At 65.2% G+C, this 20033-nt stretch carries 21 protein-coding genes; 12 read left to right on the top strand and 9 right to left on the bottom strand.

The window, feature by feature from the left end; translation table 11 throughout:
- Positions 1–3: 3 nt before the first annotated feature.
- The 6 genes from sigM to AB0876_RS07750 all read left to right on the top strand — a co-directional run bounded on the left by sigM (position 4) and on the right by AB0876_RS07750 (position 4741).
- A complete protein-coding gene (gene sigM / locus AB0876_RS07775; protein ID WP_491839976.1) occupies positions 4–657 on the top strand; it encodes an RNA polymerase sigma factor SigM in 654 nt (217 codons plus the stop codon).
- Positions 608–1357, top strand: coding sequence for an RsmA family anti-sigma factor (locus AB0876_RS07770; RefSeq protein ID WP_491839977.1), 750 nt, complete (start codon positions 608–610; stop codon positions 1355–1357). The genes sigM and AB0876_RS07770 overlap by 50 nt, the downstream gene beginning before the upstream one ends.
- Positions 1358–1437: 80 nt before the next feature.
- Complete coding sequence (gene trxB, locus AB0876_RS07765; protein ID WP_526041654.1) at positions 1438–2373, top strand: thioredoxin-disulfide reductase; 936 nt, start codon at positions 1438–1440, stop codon at positions 2371–2373.
- 34 nt (positions 2374–2407) lie between these two features.
- Positions 2408–2740, top strand: coding sequence for a thioredoxin (gene trxA, locus AB0876_RS07760; protein WP_055119196.1), 333 nt, complete (start codon positions 2408–2410; stop codon positions 2738–2740).
- 120 nt (positions 2741–2860) lie between these two features.
- The gene (locus tag AB0876_RS07755; RefSeq protein WP_491839979.1) at positions 2861–4051 is read left to right on the top strand and encodes an N-acetylmuramoyl-L-alanine amidase; all 1191 of its coding nucleotides are present in this window, start codon (positions 2861–2863) and stop codon (positions 4049–4051) included.
- 258 nt (positions 4052–4309) lie between these two features.
- Complete coding sequence (locus AB0876_RS07750) at positions 4310–4741, top strand: SRPBCC family protein (RefSeq protein WP_491839980.1); 432 nt, start codon at positions 4310–4312, stop codon at positions 4739–4741.
- Between the two features lie 29 nt (positions 4742–4770).
- Here the strand turns inward: AB0876_RS07750 and AB0876_RS07745 are convergent, their stop codons facing one another.
- From AB0876_RS07745 to rpmH, 9 genes are all read right to left on the bottom strand, one after another.
- The gene (locus AB0876_RS07745; protein WP_526041653.1) at positions 4771–5652 is read right to left on the bottom strand and encodes an acetyltransferase; all 882 of its coding nucleotides are present in this window, start codon (positions 5650–5652) and stop codon (positions 4771–4773) included.
- A 222-nt stretch (positions 5653–5874) separates the two neighbouring features.
- On the bottom strand, positions 5875–6909 hold the full coding sequence (locus AB0876_RS07740; protein WP_491839982.1) for a ParB/RepB/Spo0J family partition protein: 1035 nt from the start codon (positions 6907–6909) through the stop codon (positions 5875–5877).
- Between the two features lie 69 nt (positions 6910–6978).
- Positions 6979–7965 carry a ParA family protein gene (locus tag AB0876_RS07735; protein ID WP_491839983.1) on the bottom strand — a complete coding sequence of 329 codons (987 nt, stop codon included), beginning with the start codon at positions 7963–7965 and terminating at the stop codon, positions 6979–6981.
- 2 nt (positions 7966–7967) lie between these two features.
- Entirely contained in the window at positions 7968–8684 is a 717-nt protein-coding gene (rsmG, locus tag AB0876_RS07730) for a 16S rRNA (guanine(527)-N(7))-methyltransferase RsmG (RefSeq protein WP_463791663.1), read from the bottom strand.
- Between the two features lie 59 nt (positions 8685–8743).
- Entirely contained in the window at positions 8744–9286 is a 543-nt protein-coding gene (locus AB0876_RS07725; RefSeq protein WP_064882410.1) for a Jag family protein, read from the bottom strand.
- A gap of 39 nt (positions 9287–9325) precedes the next feature.
- Positions 9326–10348 carry a membrane protein insertase YidC gene (yidC, locus tag AB0876_RS07720; RefSeq protein ID WP_498885035.1) on the bottom strand — a complete coding sequence of 341 codons (1023 nt, stop codon included), beginning with the start codon at positions 10346–10348 and terminating at the stop codon, positions 9326–9328.
- A 43-nt stretch (positions 10349–10391) separates the two neighbouring features.
- The gene (yidD, locus tag AB0876_RS07715; protein WP_064932194.1) at positions 10392–10748 is read right to left on the bottom strand and encodes a membrane protein insertion efficiency factor YidD; all 357 of its coding nucleotides are present in this window, start codon (positions 10746–10748) and stop codon (positions 10392–10394) included.
- A complete protein-coding gene (gene rnpA, locus AB0876_RS07710; protein ID WP_064882403.1) occupies positions 10745–11101 on the bottom strand; it encodes a ribonuclease P protein component in 357 nt (118 codons plus the stop codon). Before rnpA ends, yidD begins: the two co-directional genes overlap by 4 nt.
- Before the next feature lie 30 nt (positions 11102–11131).
- Positions 11132–11275 carry a 50S ribosomal protein L34 gene (gene rpmH, locus AB0876_RS07705; RefSeq protein WP_055119217.1) on the bottom strand — a complete coding sequence of 48 codons (144 nt, stop codon included), beginning with the start codon at positions 11273–11275 and terminating at the stop codon, positions 11132–11134.
- Positions 11276–11787: 512 nt separating this feature from the next.
- On the opposite strand from rpmH, the gene dnaA reads away from it, so the two are divergent.
- From dnaA to gyrB, 6 genes are all read left to right on the top strand, one after another.
- Positions 11788–13311 carry a chromosomal replication initiator protein DnaA gene (gene dnaA, locus AB0876_RS07700; protein WP_064957514.1) on the top strand — a complete coding sequence of 508 codons (1524 nt, stop codon included), beginning with the start codon at positions 11788–11790 and terminating at the stop codon, positions 13309–13311.
- 613 nt (positions 13312–13924) lie between these two features.
- On the top strand, positions 13925–15118 hold the full coding sequence (gene dnaN / locus AB0876_RS07695) for a DNA polymerase III subunit beta (protein WP_064957515.1): 1194 nt from the start codon (positions 13925–13927) through the stop codon (positions 15116–15118).
- Positions 15111–16037 carry a phosphogluconate dehydrogenase (NAD(+)-dependent, decarboxylating) gene (gnd, locus tag AB0876_RS07690; RefSeq protein ID WP_526041924.1) on the top strand — a complete coding sequence of 309 codons (927 nt, stop codon included), beginning with the start codon at positions 15111–15113 and terminating at the stop codon, positions 16035–16037. Before dnaN ends, gnd begins: the two co-directional genes overlap by 8 nt.
- Positions 16038–16046: 9 nt before the next feature.
- The gene (gene recF, locus AB0876_RS07685; protein WP_064957517.1) at positions 16047–17201 is read left to right on the top strand and encodes a DNA replication/repair protein RecF; all 1155 of its coding nucleotides are present in this window, start codon (positions 16047–16049) and stop codon (positions 17199–17201) included.
- The gene (locus AB0876_RS07680) at positions 17198–17785 is read left to right on the top strand and encodes a DUF721 family protein (protein ID WP_064882392.1); all 588 of its coding nucleotides are present in this window, start codon (positions 17198–17200) and stop codon (positions 17783–17785) included. Before recF ends, AB0876_RS07680 begins: the two co-directional genes overlap by 4 nt.
- Positions 17786–18004: 219 nt before the next feature.
- The gene (gyrB, locus tag AB0876_RS07675; RefSeq protein ID WP_064882390.1) at positions 18005–20032 is read left to right on the top strand and encodes a DNA topoisomerase (ATP-hydrolyzing) subunit B; all 2028 of its coding nucleotides are present in this window, start codon (positions 18005–18007) and stop codon (positions 20030–20032) included.
- Position 20033: the final 1 nt, after the last annotated feature.

Raw genomic sequence — 20033 nt, 5'->3', positions numbered from 1 at the left:
CGTGTGGGAAGGTTCGGGGGGACCAGGAAGCCGGCGACGACGCAGCTGCGGGGGCATGACACCGCCACGCGTACTGATGCCGAACTGCTGGCCGCCCACGTCGCCGGGGATCGCTACGCGTTCGAGGAACTCGTTCACCGGCACCACGGTCAGCTGCGCCGGTTGGCGTTTCTGACCAGCCATCACCACGAAGACGCCGACGACGCCGTGCAGGATGCGTTGTTGTCGGCCCATCGCACGGCCGCGTCGTTCCGCCACGATTCGGCGGTCAGCAGCTGGCTGTACCGGATCGTGGTGAATGCCTGCCTGGACCGGGTCCGCCGGTCACGCCACCAGCCCACCTCGTCCGAACAGGAGCTCGACCACCTGCTGCACCTGCGCGACCCGGCCGGCGACCCAGCGCCCCGGGTTGCCACCGCGATCGTGGTGGAGCGGGCACTCATGCAGCTTCCGCTCGAGCAGCGCGCCGCCGTGGTGGCCGTCGACATGCAGGGCTATTCGGTGGCCGAGACCGCACTGCTCCTCGGGGTGGCGGAGGGCACCGTGAAGAGCCGGTGCTCGCGCGCCAGGAACAAGCTCGCAGGCCTGCTCCAGTACTTTGAAGGCGATGAACGGCAGCACACCCCCAGTGCCGTCGGACGGCCCGATTCCTGCTGAGCTGCTCGCCGATCTGCAGGCCGGGTTGCTCGACGATGACACGGCCGCACAGCTTCGCCGACGGGTACGCACCGACCCGATCGCCGGACCGGATGCCAGGAACACCCTGGCGGCCCTCGATCGGGTGCGTCGCGATCTGGCCCAGCTCGGCCAGGACCCCTCCACTGCTCCCCCGGTGCCTGCCGAGGTGAGTGACCGGCTTTCCGAAGTGTTGCGGGCCGAGCCTGCCCCGGCGGCGCCCGGCCGACGCTGGAAGGCGATCGCCGCCGTCACCGGGGCGAGCGCCGCCGTGGCCGCCGCAGTGGTGGGCGGGGTGGTGCTGATGCGCCCGGCGGGCCAGGCGCCGTCGACACTGACCAGCTTCGGCCGGATCACCGTGACACCGCCGCGTGGAGCGATCGGTCTTTCCGAAACCCAGATCCAAGGGCTGCTGTCGGTCCCGCCCGATCTGGGTCCGCTGACCGACCCGCAACGACGCAACGCGTGCCTGTCCGCACTGGGCTACCCCGCCGGCGTCGAGGTTGTCGGCGCTCGCCCGATGGACGTGGCGGGTCGCCACGGAGTGCTGTTGTTGATGCCACCGAATGCCCCCACCGACCCGGACTCCGTCGTCGGGGTCGTGGTCCCCGCGGACTGCGACGCCACTCATGCCGGATCGTTGGCAGACACCGTGGTCAAACACCCGGTGAAACGTCCGTAATGTGTCCTGCGAGCCAGGTGGGAACACATCCGGCCTAGGCTGACGTTGCAACCCGTGCCGAGTACGGCAGAAAGGCCTACATGTCCTCCTCAGCGACGGTCCACGACGTCATCATCATCGGTTCCGGCCCCGCCGGATATACCGCAGCCATCTACGCTGCCCGCGCCCAGCTCAAGCCGCTGGTGTTCGAGGGAACGCAGTTCGGCGGCGCGCTGATGACCACCACCGAGGTGGAGAACTACCCCGGGTTCCGTGAGGGCATCACCGGCCCCGAACTCATGGACGAGATGCGTGAGCAGGCCCTGCGCTTCGGTGCGGATCTCCGCATGGAGGACGTCGACGCCGTCGACCTCACCGGTCCCGTGAAGACGGTCACCGTCGGCGACGAGACCCACCAGGCGCGCTCGGTCATCCTGGCCATGGGTGCCGCCGCGCGCCACCTCGGCGTGCCCGGTGAGGAAGCACTGACCGGCATGGGTGTGAGCACCTGCGCCACCTGCGACGGCTTCTTCTTCCGCGACGAGGACATCATCGTGGTCGGCGGCGGCGATTCGGCGATGGAAGAAGCGACGTTCCTCACCCGGTTCGCGCGTTCGGTCACCCTGATCCACCGCCGCAACGAGTTCCGCGCCTCCAGGATCATGCTGGAACGCGCCCGGGCCAACGAAAAGATCACGTTCCTGACCAACACCGAGATCACCCAGATCGAGGGCGATCCGAAGGTCACCGGCGTGCGCCTGCGCGACACCGTCACCGGCGAGGAGTCCAAGCTCCAGGTCACCGGCGTGTTCGTGGCGATCGGTCACGACCCGCGCTCGGAACTCGTGCGCGGCCAGATCGATCTCGACGACGAGGGTTACGTGAAGGTCGCCGGCCGCACCACCGCGACCACGCTCGACGGGGTGTTCGCCGCGGGCGATCTCGTCGACCACACGTACCGCCAGGCCATCACCGCCGCGGGCAGCGGCTGTTCGGCTGCCATCGACACCGAGCGCTGGCTCGCCGACAACGACTGACCCTCAACAGATTTCGACCCGACAGGAGAGCTCCATGAGTGCGGACAGCGCAACAGTAACGGTCACCGACGATTCGTTCTCCAACGACGTCCTGACCAGCAGCACACCGGTATTGGTTGATTTCTGGGCCACCTGGTGCGGCCCGTGCAAGATGGTGGCCCCGGTGCTCGAGGAGATCGCGAGCGAGAAGGCCGGCGAGTTGCGGGTCGCCAAGATCGACGTGGACGCCAACCCAGCCACTGCGCGTGACTTCCAGGTGGTGTCGATCCCGACGCTGATCCTGTTCAAGGACGGCGCACCGGTCAAGCGCATCGTCGGCGCCAAGGGCAAGGCCGCGCTGCTGCGGGAACTTGCCGACGCACTCTGAGTTCACTCACACCCCACACACCCCGGATACGCCTGGCGTTTTCCGGATTGTGGCCGAAATCTGAGACAATGCTGGCTAGCTAGCCTGGCAGATCGCCGGAAACCAGCATGGAGGGGCCGAATGTCGAGTCTGCGTCGCGGTGATCGTGGCGGAGCAGTCACCGAGATCCGGGCAGCCTTGGCCGCGTTAGGTCTGATCGACAACCCTGACGCCGACCTGAGCACCGGCAGACATGTTGCGCTCGACGCATTCGATGACGAGCTCGACAGCGCCGTCCGGGCATTTCAGCAGCACCGGGGCCTGTTGGTGGACGGCATCGTCGGGGAGGCCACCTATCGCGCCCTGCGTGAGGCCTCCTACCGGCTCGGTGCCCGCACCCTGACCCACCAGTTCGGTGCGCCGATGTACGGCGACGACGTGGCCACCCTGCAGGCCCGCCTGCAGGACCTCGGCTTCTATACCGGCATGGTCGACGGGCATTTCGGCCTGCAGACCCACAACGCGTTGTCGTCCTACCAGCGTGAGTACGGGCTGTACCCCGACGGTATCTGTGGCCCGGAAACGTTGCGCTCGTTGTACTTCCTGGGTTCGCGGGTGACCGGTGGGTCTCCGCACGCGATCCGCGAAGAAGAGCTGGTACGGCGCTCAGGTCCGCAGCTCTCCGGTAAACACGTCATCATCGACCCGGGCCGCGGCGGATCCGATCACGGGATGATCATGAACGGGCCCGACGGCCCGATCAGCGAAGCAGACATCCTGTGGGACTTGGCAAGTCGGCTGGAGGGCCGGATGACGGCGATCGGCATGGAGACATTCATCTCACGGCCGGCCAACCGCAGCCCGCTGGACGCCGAACGTGCCGCGACCGCCAACCGCGTCGGTGCGGATCTGATGATCAGCCTGCGTTGTGAGAGTCAGCGCTCCCCCTCCGCAAACGGTGTGGCCTCGTTCCACTTCGGGAATTCTCATGGGTCGGTGTCGACCATCGGTCGTAACCTCGCCGACTTCATACAGCGGGAAGTGGTGGCCCGCACCGGATTACGTGACTGCCGGTCCCACGGCCGCACCTGGGATCTGCTCCGGCTGACCCGGATGCCCACCGTCGAGGTGGACATCGGCTACATCACCAATCCCCATGATCGCGGTCTGCTGCTGTCCACCCAAACCCGCGACGCGATCGCCGAGGGCATCCTCGCGGCGGTCAAGCGACTGTATCTGCTGGGCAAGAACGACCGGCCGACAGGGACATTCACCTTTGCCGAGTTGTTGGCGCATGAGCTTTCGGTGGAACAGGCGAGCCGCGGCGCGTGAGCGCCGATTGACTTGAGCGCGTGAGCGCCAGTTCAGCTTGAGCGCGTGAGCGCCAATTCAGCCCTGCAACTGACCACCGGGCCATGCGATGGTCGTTTCGTCATGTGACACCACATATCTGGTGAAATCTGAGTGGTCAGATCGACCACTCGGTTGTCCGAGGCCCGACAGTCGCCGGCGAGCCGGATACGTCTCGTCATCGCGCGGATTGGGTCGAGACCTCTCGACGTCAGGGCCACGGCGTGCTTACCTGACGAGATGGCCCGGCATTACCGTTACACCGACAGCCGCGAAGTGGCCGTCGACCCCCTCGTCGCCTGGCAAGTGCTGACCGATCACGACCGGATGGCGGAGTGGATGCCTGCACGCAAGGTCATCCTCGAGGCGGCCGGCAGTCCTGATCGGGACGGAGTGGGCGCGATCCGCGCCATTCATTCGTTCGGAACGGTTATCCGCGAACGCATTACGACGTTCGACGTCCCGACGACCCTGCGATATGAACTGCTCTCCGGGCTACCGTTCCGTGGTTACACCGGTCAGATCACCGTCGAGCCCCACGACGGTGGAAGCCGGATCTCCACGGAGATCAGCTTCTCCACCGTTATTCCTGGCAGCCAGCTCCTCGTCGCAATCGCGATCCGTGTTGCCAGTGCTCGAGCTGCCCGCGCCGCCGACCGCCGAGCTAGCTGAGGCCGGCGGCATGGTCTGCAGTTGGCGGTCTACGTCAGACTGTCCTGTCGGACAACACTTTTCGCCCCGATGCCGGCTCCGGACATCCCGGCGCCGATCGGCAGCTCGATCCGCGCGTTCTCCAAGAGGCGCTCGAGGGCGGCCTCTACTTCAGCCTTCCAACCGAGTCCCTTGTCGAGTTCCAAGCGCAGCCGGGGGAAGTACGGGTGCGGCGCTACGACGGTGAAGCCGACGTCTTCGAGGAAGTCCGACGTCAGCATGCAGTCGTCGACGGAACAGTCCCCCAGCACCGCAACTACCGGAGACAACTCATCGGGAAGCTTGCCGCCGTCGGCCAATTCGGTCATGGCCGAGGTGTAACCGAACGCCTCGAGGGCCCGAACACCGCGCCGCACCAGATCATTGACCACCGCAGCCAGCAGACTCTGCGACAACAGCCCGCGGTCTTCGGCACACTCCACGCCGATCGCCGTCAACAGAATCGCATCAGCGCTGACGGGAGCGGTCGGAAAAAGCCGGGCCCGCGGAACGGCGCCGGGAGGCGCATAGAACGCGAAGCCCAGACACGGATCGTCCACGACAGCCGGAGCCGACCAGTCCTCCCCCGCCGGCACCACCAAGTCTGCTGCATCGGCGGGTATCACCAAATCGAACGCGGTAGCGGAACCGGCATCTGACCCAGCACCTGGATCCTGGTCCGGTCCGTCCGCGCGAGCTGTCACGGCCAGTTGGCCGCACGACCCCCACTCGAGCATGACCATCGAAAGCCACGCTTCTTTCTCGAATTCGGGATCGGTCAGGTGGTCGTCACCGACGGTCGACGGATCGACTTCCCAGAACACACAGCGCCGCGCATGCTTGGGCAGCTGCTCGAAGCCCTCGAGCCGAAGCGGCGTTATTCGTGCGGTCACTGAGGTCCCTGGCTTTCACACTGTGTGCGTGGCTGCCCCTCAAGGATAGGAGAGTCCGCCGGAGTCGGACCACTGCGCCCTGAAAATCTCATCGAGTTCCGCCTCCGAAGTGAAATCCTATGCCGCACAGAAGCTTTGCGCCATGTGGCGCTCGCGACTGCAGGCTCTGATCACTGATGTGTCACAGTGACGGAACAACCTGGTGTCGTAGGTCGTGGGTTCTCAGTGGTCTTCGGCGCTCATAATTTCGACAATGCGCTGGAGATCATCCACCGATCCGAACTCGACCACAATCTTGCCTTTTCGTTTGCCAAGGCTCACGGTGACCCGGGTATCGAACGCTGACGAGAGCCGTTCAGCAACGTCTTGCAAGCCCGGCATCTGGATCGGCTTGCGTCGCGGCGCCGGTGGCGTGGTGTTGCCGTCGCGGTTGGCCAGCGTCACGGCCTCCTCGGTGGCGCGCACCGACATGCCCTCGGCGATGATGCGCGCGGCCAGTTCTTCCTGCTTCTCCGCTCCCCCTTCCAGGGCGAGCAGTGCACGTGCGTGCCCCGCGGACAGCACTCCGGCCGCGACGCGGCGCTGCACGGCGATCGGCAGGCGCAACAGACGGATCATGTTGGAGATCAGTGGCCGCGAGCGGCCGATGCGCGCGGCGAGTTCATCGTGGGTGACTTCGAATTCGTCGAGCAGCTGTTGGTAGGCGGCGGCCTCCTCCAGCGGGTTGAGCTGTACCCGGTGGATGTTCTCCAGCAGTGCGTCACGCAGCATGCTGTCGTCACCGGTCTCGCGGACGATCGCCGGGATGGCTTCCAGGCCGGCTTCCTGGGCGGCCCGCCAACGCCGCTCCCCCATCACCAACTGGTAGCGGGATTCACCGTTCTCCTCGACAGCGCGGACGACGATCGGCTGCATCAGTCCGAATTCACGGATCGAGTGCACCAGCTCGCTCAGCGCCTCCTCGTCGAACACCTGGCGGGGCTGACGGGGATTGGGCTGGATCAGGCTGGGATCGATCTCCCGATAGGTGGCGCCCACATCGCTGGCGAGGACCGGGTCGGACCCATCGGGTGCAGCGGACGTCGGAGCCGTCGTCCCCGCGTCTCCCGAGCCGGACGACGGGCCGAGCAGAACGTCGGCCGCCGTTGCGCCGATCTTGGGGCTCAGGACGTCGGTACCGTCCTCAGCGGGACCGGTCGGAATGAGGGCTGCCAGTCCCCTGCCCAAACCACTCCGCTTCCGTGCCGGCTGATTCATGGTCGTCTCCTGCTCATCGCTGCCGTCCGCTGTCTGTCTACTGGGTGGTCACTGGCGTGGTGCTAGCGCCTACTGGGCGCGGGGCGGTGCCCCGCGCTCGGCGATCTCGCGGCTCGCGTCGAGGTAGCTCAACGCACCACGGGAACCCGGATCGTAATCGAGAATCGTCATCCCGTAGCCCGGGGCTTCCGACACCTTCACGCTCCGCGGGATGACCGTGCGCAACACCTTGTCGCCGAAGTGCTCGCGCACATCCTCGGCCACCTGATCCGCCAGCTTGGTCCGCCCGTCGTACATCGTCAGTATCACGGTGGACACCGACAGCTCCGGGTTGAGATGCGCCTTCACCATCTCGATGTTGCGCAGCAGCTGTCCCACACCCTCCAGCGCGTAGTACTCGCACTGGATCGGGATGAGCACCTCGGGGGCCGCCACCAAAGCGTTGATCGTCAGCAGTCCGAGAGACGGTGGGCAGTCGATGAACACGTAGTCGAAGTTGTGGTTGGCGAGTGCGGCGAGCGCCGACCGCAGCCGCCCCTCACGAGCCACCATGCTGACCAACTCGATCTCTGCGCCGGCCAGGTCGATCGTCGCGGGAATGCAGAACAACCGGTCGCTGTGCGGGCTCTGCTGCAGGGCCTCCTCCACCGGAATGTCTCCGATGAGGACCTCATACGACGACGGGGTTCCGGGGCGGTGTTCGATGCCCAGCGCGGTGCTGGCATTGCCCTGGGGATCGAGGTCGATCACCAACGTGCGCAACCCCTGCAGTGCGAGCGCGGCCGCGACATTCACCGCAGTCGTCGTCTTACCGACGCCCCCCTTCTGATTCGCGATGGTGAACACCCGCTGACGCGATGGCCGGGGAAGCTGTCCATGCGAGGTGTGGAGCACGCGGGTCGCCTGCTCCGCCTCTGCCGCTATCGGGGTGTCCATGCTGGCGTCCGTGGACCACGCGGCGCCGCCACTGTTGTTCCATGTTTCACGTGAAACCGTTTCACGTGAAACGGCGGGCGTAGCACCCGCGCCAGCGGTTGCTTGCCGATCAGAACCCATCCTCATCTCCTGCCCGATCTCCCCCGCGACCCGGAGGCTCTGCCCGTTGACCGGGTGCCCGGTCTTACCGCCACGCGTCGCACGGCGACGACGGTTACGGGCGGGTTCAAATAGTTCACGCCACATTTCACCACCCTGGCATCGACTGCACCCAGGGAAGCCATCCCACGCCGGTGCTCTTCGATCTCAGCCTCAGCGCGCTCACCTTTGAGGGCGAGCATCCTTCCGTCGACGCGAAGGAGCGGCATGCTCCACCGCGTCAACTTGTCCAGTGAGGCGACCGCACGGGAAGTCACCACATCCAACTCGCCCACCGATTTACGAACGTCTGAGTCTTCGGCCCGACCACGGACCACCGCGATGTCGAGTCCCAATTCGTCGACCGCCTCACGGAGGAACTCGCTGCGGCGCAGCAGCGGCTCGATCAACGTGACATGAACATCGGGGCGCGCCAGGGCCAACGGGATACCCGGGAGGCCGGCGCCGCTGCCGATGTCGGCGACGCGCTCATCGGGAGCCAGAAGCTCTCCGAGAGCCGAGCTGTTGAGAATGTGTCGATCCCAGAGCCGGTCCACTTCTCGCGGACCGATCAGACCCCACTCGACACCGGCACCGGCAAGAATCGCCGCGTACCGTTCGGCGGTCTCCAGACGCTCTCCGAAGACCTCCGCCGCGGCGTCCGGTGCCGCGGGGACCGGTCCATGTTTCACGTGAAACATCCTCCGCACTCCCTACGGCACCGTCGCCGCAAAACGAACTACACCCTTGTAACTAGAACTCAGCCAAGCAGAACGACGACGCGTCGCGACGGCTCCACGCCCTCGCTCTCGCTGCGGACACCATCGACCGCGGCTACAGCGTCGTGCACGATCTTGCGCTCGAACGGCGTCATGGGAGCCAGCTCCTCACGCTCACCCGACTCCAGCACCCGTCGGGCCACCTTGTCGCCCAGCGCCGCCAGCTCGTCGCGGCGACGGCGGCGCCACCGCGCGATGTCCAGCATCAGCCGGCTGCGCTCGCCGGTCTTCTGGTGCACGGCCAGTCGGGTCAACTCCTGGAGAGCGTCGAGCACCTCACCCTTGCGCCCGACCAGCTTGCTCAGATCGCCCCCGCCGTCGATGCTCACCACTGCCCGATCGCCTTCGACATCGAGATCGATATCGCCGTCGAAGTCCAGCAGGTCGAGCAACTCCTCGAGGTAGTCGCCGGCGATCTCGCCTTCCGCGACCAATCGCTCCTCCAGGTCGTCCTCGCTCTTGGGCGCGGACTGGATGTCCTCCTCCAGCTCCGCGCCGGGCTCGGTCGTCTGTGCGTCCGTCATATCCGTCTTCTCCCTACTTGTAGCCAGCGTGAGAACTGGTCACCGTTTCCGCTTCTTGGGGCGTGCACCGGGCTTGGGCGTGCGGTTCACGCTCGGGGCTGCCGATTCACCTGCCGCGTCCTTCTGGTCTTTGGTCTGCGCCGCATCCGACTCAGGTTCAGCGTCTTCCGTAGCGGCCGCCGCACTCGCGGCTTCGGCCTTACGCGCGCGGTTCGGTTTCGCCCCGGGTGCCGGTGCGTTGGCCGAACGTCGTTCGATCGCCTCGGCCTTCTTGGCCTCTTCTTCCTTCTCGATCATCCCGAACACATAGTGCTGCTGACCGTAGGTCCAGATGTTGTTGGACAGCCAGTAGATGATCACGGCCAGGGGCAGGAACGGCCCACCGACGACCACGCCGAGCGGGAACACGTAGAGCGCGAGCTTGTTCATCATCGCGGTCTGCGGGTTGGCGGCGGCCTCCACACTCTGGCGGGCGACCGAGGCGCGGCTGTTGAAGTGCGTGGCGATACCGGCCAGGATCATGATCGGAACGCCGACCAGGACCACGGACAACCGGTTGAATTCGGTGAACGCCTCGAGGCCGTGCTGCTGAACCATCGTCGCGCCCAGCGGTGCACCGAACAGGTTCGCGTCGAGGAAGTGACTCACGTCGGTCGCGCTGAACACATAGTTCGCGAGGCTGCGGTTCTCCTCCACCGACAACCCCAGCCGGCCGATGCCGGTCTGGGTCCGGTTGAACGACATCAACACGTGGTACAGACCGAGGAACACCGGCACCTGCGCCAGCATCGGCAGGCAGCCGAGGATCGGGTTGAAGCCGTGCTCGCGCTGCAGCTTCTGCATCTCCAGCGCCATCCGCTGGCGGTCCTTGCCGTACTTCTTCTGCAGCGCCTTGATCTGTGGCTGCAACTCCTGCATCTGCCGCGTGGTGCGGATCTGCTTGACGAAGGGCTTGTAGAGGATCGCGCGCAGGGTGAAGACCAGGAACATCACCGACAGCGCCCAGGCGAAGAAGTTCTCGGGGCCGAGCAGGAAGGCGAATGCCTTGTACCAAACCCACATGATCGCCGACACCGGGTAATAGATGATGTCCAGGCTGAACCAATTAAACACGCGACTTGCTCTCCCCTCGCTTCGCTGGGGTATCCCAGACAAGGTTTTCGGCGGCGGCGATCTCGCCAGAAACGGTCTCATCAGAACTGACGGACTCGTGATCGTGTGGGCACCGGTCCGGGATGGGATCCCATCCCCCCGGGTGCCATGGTCCGCATTTCAGCAGTCGGATCAACGTCAGCCACGCACCGCGGAACAAGCCGTATTCGGTGAGGGCGTCGACCGCGTATTGACTGCAGGTCGGCATGAATCGGCACGACGGCAGTCGAAGCGGAGAGATGGTGTGGCGGTAGAGCTGAATCAGGAAGATCACACCGCGGGCTGCACCGGCACCCGCCCTGCGGATCATGGTGACGTCCTGCGCCGTGCCTCCAGGCGCTCGAGAGCGCGCTGCAACTGTTGCTCCAACCGCGGCGACGGCGCTTCACTGCTGCCGGCGCGAGCTCGGATCACCACAAGGTCCGTGGCATCCAGTTTCGGTATGACGGTACGGGCGGCATGACGCAGCCGCCGGGATACCCGATGACGCTCCACGGCATTCCCGACGGCTTTGGACACGATCAGACCGACCCGCGGGCCGGTTGCGTCCGTTCCCTCGTGGAGTGCGTGCACGACAACATCAGGTTGCACTGCACGCACGCCACGACTGACGGTGGCACTGAACTCCGCGGACCGCCTCATCCGGTATCGAGCCGGAAGCACCGCGCTAGATCCTGCCTGAGAGCCGCAGTATCACGCAGTGAGTGCGCGACGGCCCTTGCCACGACGGTTGGCGACGATGGCGCGGCCGGCGCGCGTCCGCATCCGCAGCCGGAACCCATGCACGCGCGCACGGCGGCGGTTGTTGGGCTGGTAGGTCCGCTTGCCCTTGGCCACGGCAATCTCTCCTTGTTCCGTTTGGCACCCGCATCCACCGACACCGAAGTGCCGCCGAAAACAGTTGCCGTTGCAAGCTCTGTTTAAGCTCGTCCGTCGTGCTTTACTAACCGGCGCGTTCTCCGGAAACCTCCCGGGCGCAGCCGTATCGCCACGTGCGGGCGACTGCTCGAGGGTACTGATGAGATTTCCCTCGGTCAAACCTGCGCCGACCCGCCTACATGGTGCGTATCGGATGTTGCAGAACTGTTGGCACATCGAGAGAAAACTGTTAGCTTCTGGCAATGCCGTTCCGAGCCTGGATCGGCCCCGGAAAATGAAACGAGAGCTCGCGGCGCGGCACACCCTCGCAGCATGCGACGTATCCGGCTACGACGCTCTCACAACAGACAACAGAGCGACGACGACTGTCCTTTCTCCACAAGCTGTGGATAAATATGTGGACAGTTCGTCATCGTTCTTTTTGGTCGTCACCGGGTCGACCTCGATGCACCTCTAAGGGGGAACAGTCGTTGCCAGCTGACCCCGATCCACCGTTCGTCGCAGTCTGGAACAGCGTCGTCGCCGAACTCAACGGCGACCGGGACGCAAACTCCGATCCAGCTCTCCTCCCGCTGACTCCTCAGCAAAGAGCATGGCTCAAGCTGGTGAAACCCCTCGTCATCGCCGAGGGGTTTGCTCTGCTGTCGGTTCCCACACCGTTCGTCCAGAACGAGATCGAACGGCACCTCCGCGAACCGATCATCAACGCGCTCAGCCGCAAGCTGGGTCAGCGGGTCGAGCTGGGCGTGCGCATCGCCACCCCGCCCGAGGAATCCGAGGACTCCCCCACCGCGTCGGATTCCGGGTCCACCACCGACGACCGGGACGACACGGCCGCTTCTGCCTCGCCCGCCGACGTCGACGAGATCGACGACGACCGCGCCGCCAAGGTCAGTGCCGAGGAAAGTTGGCCGGGCTACTTCAGCAGCCCGCAGCGCGACTCCACCATCAGCGACGACAACGCGGTCAATCTGAACCGGCGCTATACCTTCGACACCTTCGTCATCGGTGCGTCCAACCGCTTCGCCCACGCCGCGACCCTGGCGATCGCCGAGGCGCCGGCGCGGGCCTACAACCCGTTGTTCATCTGGGGTGAATCCGGTCTGGGCAAGACCCATCTGCTGCACGCCGCGGGGAACTATGCGCAACGTCTCTTCCCGGGCATGCGCGTGAAGTACGTCTCCACCGAGGAATTCACGAACGACTTCATCAACTCACTGCGTGACGACCGCAAGGCCTCGTTCAAGCGCAGTTACCGCGACATCGACATCCTGCTCGTCGACGACATCCAGTTCATCGAGGGCAAGGAAGGTATCCAGGAAGAGTTCTTCCATACCTTCAACACCCTGCACAACGCCAACAAGCAGATCGTGATCTCGTCGGACCGGCCGCCCAAGCAGCTCGCCACCCTCGAGGATCGGCTGCGGACCCGTTTCGAGTGGGGCCTCATCACCGATGTGCAGCCGCCCGAGCTGGAGACGCGCATCGCGATCCTGCGTAAGAAGGCGCAGATGGATCGCCTGGACGTGCCCGACGACGTGCTCGAGCTCATCGCCAGCAGCATCGAGCGCAACATTCGCGAACTCGAGGGTGCGTTGATCCGGGTGACGGCCTTCGCCTCGCTCAACAAGACCCGGATCGACAAGGCGCTGGCCGAAGTCGTGTTGCGGGATCTGATCGCCGACGCCACAACCATGCAGATCAGTACCGCAGCGATCATGGCGGCCACCGCCGAGTACTTCGAGACCACGGTCGAGGAGCTGCGTGGGCCCGGCAAGACCCGGGCACTGGCGCAGTCCCGTCAGATCGCCATGTACCTGTGCCGTGAGCTCACCGATCTGTCCCTGCCGAAGATCGGCCAGGCGTTCGGGCGTGACCACACCACTGTCATGTATGCGGAGAAGAAAATCCGCGGCGAGATGGCTGAGCGACGTGAGGTTTTCGACCACGTCAAGGAACTCACCACCCGCATTCGTCAGCGCGCCAAGCGCTGAAACCTCTCCCCGCCACCCCCTCGAGATGACCTCCGAGGGGGTTTAGCGCTGCCGTGGTGGGGTATCCGCCGTCTCACATCGTGGTCACCGTGGGCCCGTCCGGCGAAAAATCTTGTAACAACTTTCGCCCCGCGAGGCATCACATGTCACAGCCGACCGCTGTGGATACGGCTGTGGACAACCTGCGGGCAAACCACGGGATGAATGACAAAATCATCCACACGATGTCATTTGTCCACACTCGGCGGCCGGTCCGTCCACCGGTCTCCACAGCCGACTCACATTCCGACACACCTGGAGTACTGGGCAAACACCCGTTCATCCCCAGTTTTCACAGTCCCTAATACTGTTACTCAAATATCTTCTAAGAGTTCTTTCTAGAAGAAGGGGCTTGGGGACACCGGACGAAACCTCGGCTCTGCCCTGGCTCGAGAAGCACATGCAAGCCCCCGTGTCACCCCGGTGGATTAGCTTTCAAGTTGATGCGGAAAGCTCTACGGTGGTTCAACGACAGCGGTTCCAGCTTTGTCATTCAGCGCGATGCTGCGTGGCGGTGTTCTGGGAAGACGCTGGTAGAGCTCGTTATGGGGATCATCGAAGGGGCGCATAGCACGTGGCGACGACGACGGCTGGGCTGACCGACTTGAAGTTCCGCGTGGTGCGTGAGGACTTCGCGGACGCGGTGGCCTGGGTGGCCCGCAATCTGCCGACCCGGCCCACCATCCCGGTTCTGGCCGGGGTCCTGCTGACCGGCACGGATGACGGTCTGACCATCTCCGGCTTCGACTACGAAGTTTCCGCCGAGGTGCGTGTCAGTGCCGAAATCGCGTCTCCTGGAAGCGTTTTGGTATCCGGACGGTTGCTGTCGGACATCACCAAGGCATTGCCGGCCAAGCCGGTGGAGCTCAGCGTCGAGGGCACCCGGGTGGCACTGACCTGTGGCAGCGCCCGGTTCTCGCTGCCGACCCTGGCAGTCGAGGATTACCCCGCGCTGCCGACGCTGCCCGACGAGACGGGTGTGGTGTCGTCCGACCTGTTCGCCGAGGCCATCGGTCAGGTCGCCGTCGCCGCCGGCCGTGACGACACTTTGCCGATGCTGACCGGTATCCGCGTCGAGATCTCCGGTGAATCAGTGGTTTTGGCTGCTACCGACCGCTTCCGGCTGGCCGTGCGTGAGCTGACCTGGGAAACCAGTGCCACCGACGTGGAGGCCGCGGTCCTGGTACCGGCGAAGACTCTGGCCGAGGCGGCCAAGGCCGGCACCGACGGCAACCAGGTGCATCTGTCGCTGGGTTCCGGCGAATCGGTCGGCAAGGACGGCCTGCTCGGTATCCGCAGTAACGGCAAGCGCAGCACCACCCGGCTGCTGGACGCGGAGTTCCCGAAGTTCCGTCAGCTGCTGCCGAACGAGCACACCGCAGTGGCGACCATCGGCGTGGCCGAGCTCACCGAGGCCATCAAGCGCGTGGCACTCGTGGCCGACCGGGGAGCCCAGATCCGCATGGAGTTCGGCGATGACGTCCTGCGGCTCTCGGCCGGCGCAGACGATGTGGGTCGCGCCGAGGAAGACCTGCCGGTCGAGTTCGCCGGCGACCCGCTGACCATCGCGTTCAACCCGACCTACCTGACCGACGGGTTGAGCTCGCTGCACTCGGACCGGGTGACGTTCGGATTCACCACGCCGAGTCGTCCTGCCGTGTTGCGGCCCACGAGCGAGGATGGTGGTACCGGCGGTGGTTCGGGCCCGTTCCCGGCCGCCAAGACCGATTACGTCTATCTGTTGATGCCGGTTCGCCTTCCTGGCTGACCGGCGCGGTCGAGAAAGGGCGCACATGCAACTGGGGTTGGTCGGCCTGGGCAAGATGGGCTTCAACATGCGCGAGCGCCTGCGCACCGGTGGCCACGAGGTGGTCGGCTACGACCCACGTCCTGAGGTCAGCGACGTGGCGAGCCTGGCCGATCTGGCCGGCGCGCTCGAGGCGCCGCGGGTGGTCTGGGTGATGGTCCCGTCCGGCACGGTGACGCACCAGACTATTGTCGCGCTGGCCGATGTGCTGGGTGCAGGCGACCTTGTGATCGACGGCGGAAACTCTCGGTACACCGAGGACGGACCGCACGCAACGTTGTTGGGCGACAAGGGAATCAACTTCATCGACGCCGGCGTATCGGGCGGTGTCTGGGGTCTGAAGGAAGGGTACGGGCTGATGGTCGGCGGCAGTGACGCCGACGTGGCTCGAGCCATGCCGATCTTCGACACGCTGCGTCCGCCGGGTGATGTGGCCGACGGCTTCGTGCACGCCGGTCCCGTGGGCGCCGGTCATTACGCCAAGATGGTGCACAACGGCATCGAATACGGCCTGATGCACGCCTACGCCGAGGGTTACGAGCTGCTGTCGGCCGAAGACCTGATCACCGATCCCCAGGCAGTGATCCAGGCCTGGACGAATGGCACGGTGGTGCGGTCGTGGCTGCAGCAGCTGCTGGCGAAAGCGCTCAAGGAAGACCCCGGATTCGCGGCGATCAGCGGATACACCGAGGATTCCGGGGAAGGTCGCTGGACCGTGGAAGAGGCCATCAGCCATCGGGTTCCGATGCCGGTCATCGCCGCATCATTGTTCGCCCGGTTCGCCTCGAGGCAAGAGGATTCCCCCACCATGAAGGCAGTGTCGGCGCTGCGCAACCAGTTCGGTGGCCATGCTGTGCACCGGATCAGTGAGTCCGGTTAGGCGATTCCGATGTATGTCCGTCACCTGGGGCTGACCGACTACCGGTCCTGGGCACAGATCGAGCTCGAGCTGGAGCCCGGCCGGACCGTATTCGTCGGACCGAACGGCTTCGGTAAAACGAATCTCGTTGAGGCACTGTGGTATTGCGCCACTTTGGGTTCCCATCGGGTGGCTTCTGATGCGCCGTTGATCCGGGCCGGCGAGCAACGTGCGATCGTCTCGAGCATCGTCGTCAACGAAGGCCGGGAACTCGCGGTCGACCTCGAGATCACCAATGGCCGGGCGAACAAGGCCCGGTTGAACCGGTCGCCGGTGCGGTCCCCGCGCGAAATCCTCGGGGTCTTACGGGCCGTGCTGTTCAGCCCGGAAGACCTTGCACTGGTCCGTGGTGATCCAGGAGACCGGCGGCGTTATCTGGACGAGTTGGCGACCACCCGCCGGCCGACCGTCGCAGGTATCCGTGCCGACTACGACAAAGTGGTCCGGCAGCGCACCGCGCTGTTGAAAACCGCTGCGGGAGCCCGCTATCGGGGTGATCGCAGCGTGCTGGACACCCTCGATGTGTGGGATGGGCACCTGGCCGCCCATGGTGCGGCGTTGACTGCCGCACGCATCGCGCTGGTCGAGCAGCTGCACCCCGAGGTGCAGAAGGCCTATCAATTGTTGGCGCCCTCGAGCCGCCCCGCGACAATCCGGTACCGCTCCGGGGTGGAGGCCATCGCGAACGCGCCTGGCCTCGAGTCCGTCGAGTTCTACGAGGCCGCGCTCTTGGACGCGCTGAGCCGCCGGCGTGATGCAGAGTTGGACCGCGGAGTCTGTCTGGTCGGCCCACACCGTGACGATCTCGAGCTGTGGCTCGGCGACCAACCCGCCAAAGGCTTTGCCAGCCATGGTGAATCGTGGTCGATGGCGTTGGCTCTGCGGCTCGGCGCCTACGAGCTGTTGCGTTCCGACGGGGTGGATCCGGTGCTACTGCTCGACGATGTCTTCGCCGAACTCGACACCTCGAGGAGGCAGGCGCTGGCCGCGGTGGCCGGTGAGGCCGAACAGGTTCTGGTCACCGCGGCGGTGGGTGAGGACATCCCGCCGGACTGGGCGGTCAACCGCGTCGAGATCAGGATGACCGAAGGGGACCAGGGGCGGATATCGGTGGTGCAGTCATGACGGACGATCCCGCAGAAACCGACCAGTCGGCCATCCCCTCCCCCGCCGTCTCTCCCGAGGACCTGAGCCGCATGCGCGGCATGGACCTGGTGCGGCGGACTCTCGAGGAGGCGCGCGGGGCGGCCCGCAGTCAAGGTAAGGATGTCGGCCGCGGCCGCAGAACCCCGGTCCGGCGGACGGCAGGAAACACCGGCCGGCGTCGCAGCTGGTCCGGTCCGGGTCCCGATGTCCGTGATCCGCAATTGCTCGGGTCCGCGACCCAGGATCTGGCGAAGGTTCGAGGCTGGGGCTCGAGGGTGGCCGAGGGTTCGGTATTCGGTCGGTGGCGGACCGTGGTGGGTGACCAGATCGCCGACCATGCCAATCCGACGGCCTTGAACGAGGGTGTGTTGACCGTGTCGGCAGAGTCGACTGCGTGGGCCACCCAACTTCGGATGGTGCAGTCCCAGCTGCTGGCCAAGATCGCGGCCGCGGTCGGGGATGGAGTGGTGACCTCCTTGAAGATCGTGGGTCCGGTCGGCCCGTCGTGGCGGAAAGGTCGGTATCACGTGCCGGGCCGAGGTCCCCGCGATACCTACGGCTAGCCCGGGCGGTATTGCGCTGAGAGCGTCGAGACGGCCGAAAGCGATCTTCTGAAGCGTCCGAAGGCACCGAGACCCGCGAAATTCCGCGCACGGCGCAGTTAGGTAGGTGAAAACGCCGCTACAGAGTCGGCCCTGTCCGTCTGGACCGGTAGACTGTGGCGAGATCTGCAGGGCGGCGACGCAACCGCTTCCCGCGAACCCCAAGGAGACGCGTCCGACGTGGCTGCCCAGAAGAAGAATGCTCCAACCGAGTACGGCGCCGATTCGATCAAGGTGCTCGAAGGACTGGAGGCCGTTCGTAAACGTCCGGGCATGTACATCGGTTCCACCGGTGAGCGGGGTCTGCACCACCTGGTGTGGGAGGTCGTCGACAACGCGGTAGACGAGGCGATGGCCGGGTTCGCCAGCAAGGTCGACGTGCGGATCCTCGAGGATGGCGGCGTTCAGGTCACCGACGACGGCCGCGGTATTCCGGTGGCCATGCACGCGACCGGTATCCCGACCGTTGATGTCGTGATGACCGTCCTGCACGCCGGCGGCAAGTTCGAAGAAGGTGCCTACCAGGTATCCGGCGGTCTGCACGGCGTGGGTGTGTCCGTGGTGAACGCCCTGTCGACCCGGCTCGAGGCCGACATCTACAAGGACGGTTACGAGTGGTTCCAGACCTACGACAACTCGGTGCCGGGAACCCTCAAGCAGGGTGACAAGACAACCAAGACCGGTACCACCATCCGGTTCTGGGCTGACCCGAATGTCTTCGAGACCACGGTGTACGACTTCGAGACCATTGCCCGTCGTCTGCAGGAGATGGCCTTCCTCAACAAGGGCCTGACGATCGACCTCACCGACGAGCGGGTGTCCCAGGAGGAGGTCGTCGACGAGGTGGTCGCCGACACCGCCGCCGCCCCGAAATCCGCGGAGGAGACGGCGGCCGAGGCCGCCGCGCCCCACAAGGTGAAGCACCGGACCTTCCACTACCCGGGCGGTCTGGTCGACTTCGTCAAGCACATCAACCGCACCAAGACTGCGATCCAGCCCAGCGTGATCGATTTCGACGGCAAGGGCCCCGGTCACGAGGTCGAGATCGCGATGCAGTGGAATGCCGGTTACTCCGAGTCGGTCCACACGTTCGCCAACACGATCAACACGCACGAGGGCGGTACCCACGAAGAGGGTTTCCGCTCGGCACTGACCACCGTGGTGAACAAGTACGCCAAGGACAAGAAGCTCCTCAAGGACAAGGATCCGAACCTCACCGGCGACGACATCCGTGAAGGCCTGGCCGCGGTCATCTCGGTGAAGGTGGCCCAACCGCAGTTCGAAGGCCAGACCAAGACCAAGCTCGGTAACACCGAGGTGAAGTCGTTCGTGCAGAAGATCTGCAACGAGCAGCTGACCCACTGGTTCGAGGCGAACCCCGCCGAGGCCAAAACCGTGGTGAACAAAGCAGTTTCATCGGCGCAGGCGCGTATCGCCGCCCGCAAGGCGCGCGAGCTGGTCCGGCGCAAGAGCGCCACCGACATCGGTGGCCTGCCCGGCAAGCTCGCGGACTGCCGCTCTACGGATCCGACGAAGTCCGAACTGTATGTGGTGGAGGGCGATTCGGCCGGCGGTTCGGCCAAGAGTGGCCGCGACTCGATGTTCCAGGCGATCCTGCCGCTGCGCGGCAAGATCATCAACGTCGAAAAGGCCCGTATCGACCGGGTTTTGAAGAACACCGAAGTCCAGGCCATCATCACGGCCCTGGGTACCGGCATTCACGACGAGTTCGACATCAGCAAGCTGCGCTATCACAAGATCGTGTTGATGGCCGACGCCGACGTCGACGGCCAGCACATCTCCACCCTGCTGCTGACCCTGCTGTTCCGCTTCATGAAACCGCTGGTCGAACATGGCCACATCTTCCTGGCCCAGCCGCCGCTGTACAAACTCAAGTGGCAGCGTCAGGAACCGGAGTTCGCCTACTCCGACCGTGAGCGCGACGGCTTGCTCGAGGCGGGTAAGGCAGCCGGCAAGCGGATCAATGTCGACGACGGTATCCAGCGTTACAAGGGTCTGGGCGAGATGGACGCCAAGGAACTGTGGGAGACCACCATGGATCCGTCGGTGCGGGTCTTACGTCAGGTGACGCTCGATGACGCCGCCGCGGCCGACGAACTGTTCTCCATTCTGATGGGTGAGGACGTCGAAGCCCGCCGCAGTTTCATCACGCGCAACGCCAAAGACGTTCGGTTCCTGGACGTTTAGC

The sequence above is a fragment of the Mycobacterium sp. NPDC049093 genome, from assembly GCF_040704635.1.
In the GTDB taxonomy this organism is placed as follows: Bacteria; Actinomycetota; Actinomycetes; order Mycobacteriales; family Mycobacteriaceae; genus Mycobacterium.
This window is presented reverse-complemented; position numbering and strand designations above follow the sequence as displayed.

Coding starts and splice junctions, on each gene's coding strand:
- yidD (WP_064932194.1), bottom strand. CDS start 10,748: ATGATCCGCAGGGCGGGTGCCGGTGCAGCCCGCGGTGTGATCTTCCTG.
- AB0876_RS07725 (WP_064882410.1), bottom strand. CDS start 9,286: ATGACGGACGCACAGACGACCGAGCCCGGCGCGGAGCTGGAGGAGGAC.
- recF (WP_064957517.1), top strand. CDS start 16,047: ATGTATGTCCGTCACCTGGGGCTGACCGACTACCGGTCCTGGGCACAG.
- AB0876_RS07740 (WP_491839982.1), bottom strand. CDS start 6,909: ATGAATCAGCCGGCACGGAAGCGGAGTGGTTTGGGCAGGGGACTGGCA.
- AB0876_RS07750 (WP_491839980.1), top strand. CDS start 4,310: ATGGCCCGGCATTACCGTTACACCGACAGCCGCGAAGTGGCCGTCGAC.
- trxA (WP_055119196.1), top strand. CDS start 2,408: ATGAGTGCGGACAGCGCAACAGTAACGGTCACCGACGATTCGTTCTCC.
- trxB (WP_526041654.1), top strand. CDS start 1,438: ATGTCCTCCTCAGCGACGGTCCACGACGTCATCATCATCGGTTCCGGC.
- AB0876_RS07755 (WP_491839979.1), top strand. CDS start 2,861: ATGTCGAGTCTGCGTCGCGGTGATCGTGGCGGAGCAGTCACCGAGATC.
- AB0876_RS07770 (WP_491839977.1), top strand. CDS start 608: ATGAACGGCAGCACACCCCCAGTGCCGTCGGACGGCCCGATTCCTGCT.
- AB0876_RS07680 (WP_064882392.1), top strand. CDS start 17,198: ATGACGGACGATCCCGCAGAAACCGACCAGTCGGCCATCCCCTCCCCC.
- yidC (WP_498885035.1), bottom strand. CDS start 10,348: ATGTGGGTTTGGTACAAGGCATTCGCCTTCCTGCTCGGCCCCGAGAAC.
- rsmG (WP_463791663.1), bottom strand. CDS start 8,684: ATGTTTCACGTGAAACATGGACCGGTCCCCGCGGCACCGGACGCCGCG.
- AB0876_RS07735 (WP_491839983.1), bottom strand. CDS start 7,965: ATGGGTTCTGATCGGCAAGCAACCGCTGGCGCGGGTGCTACGCCCGCC.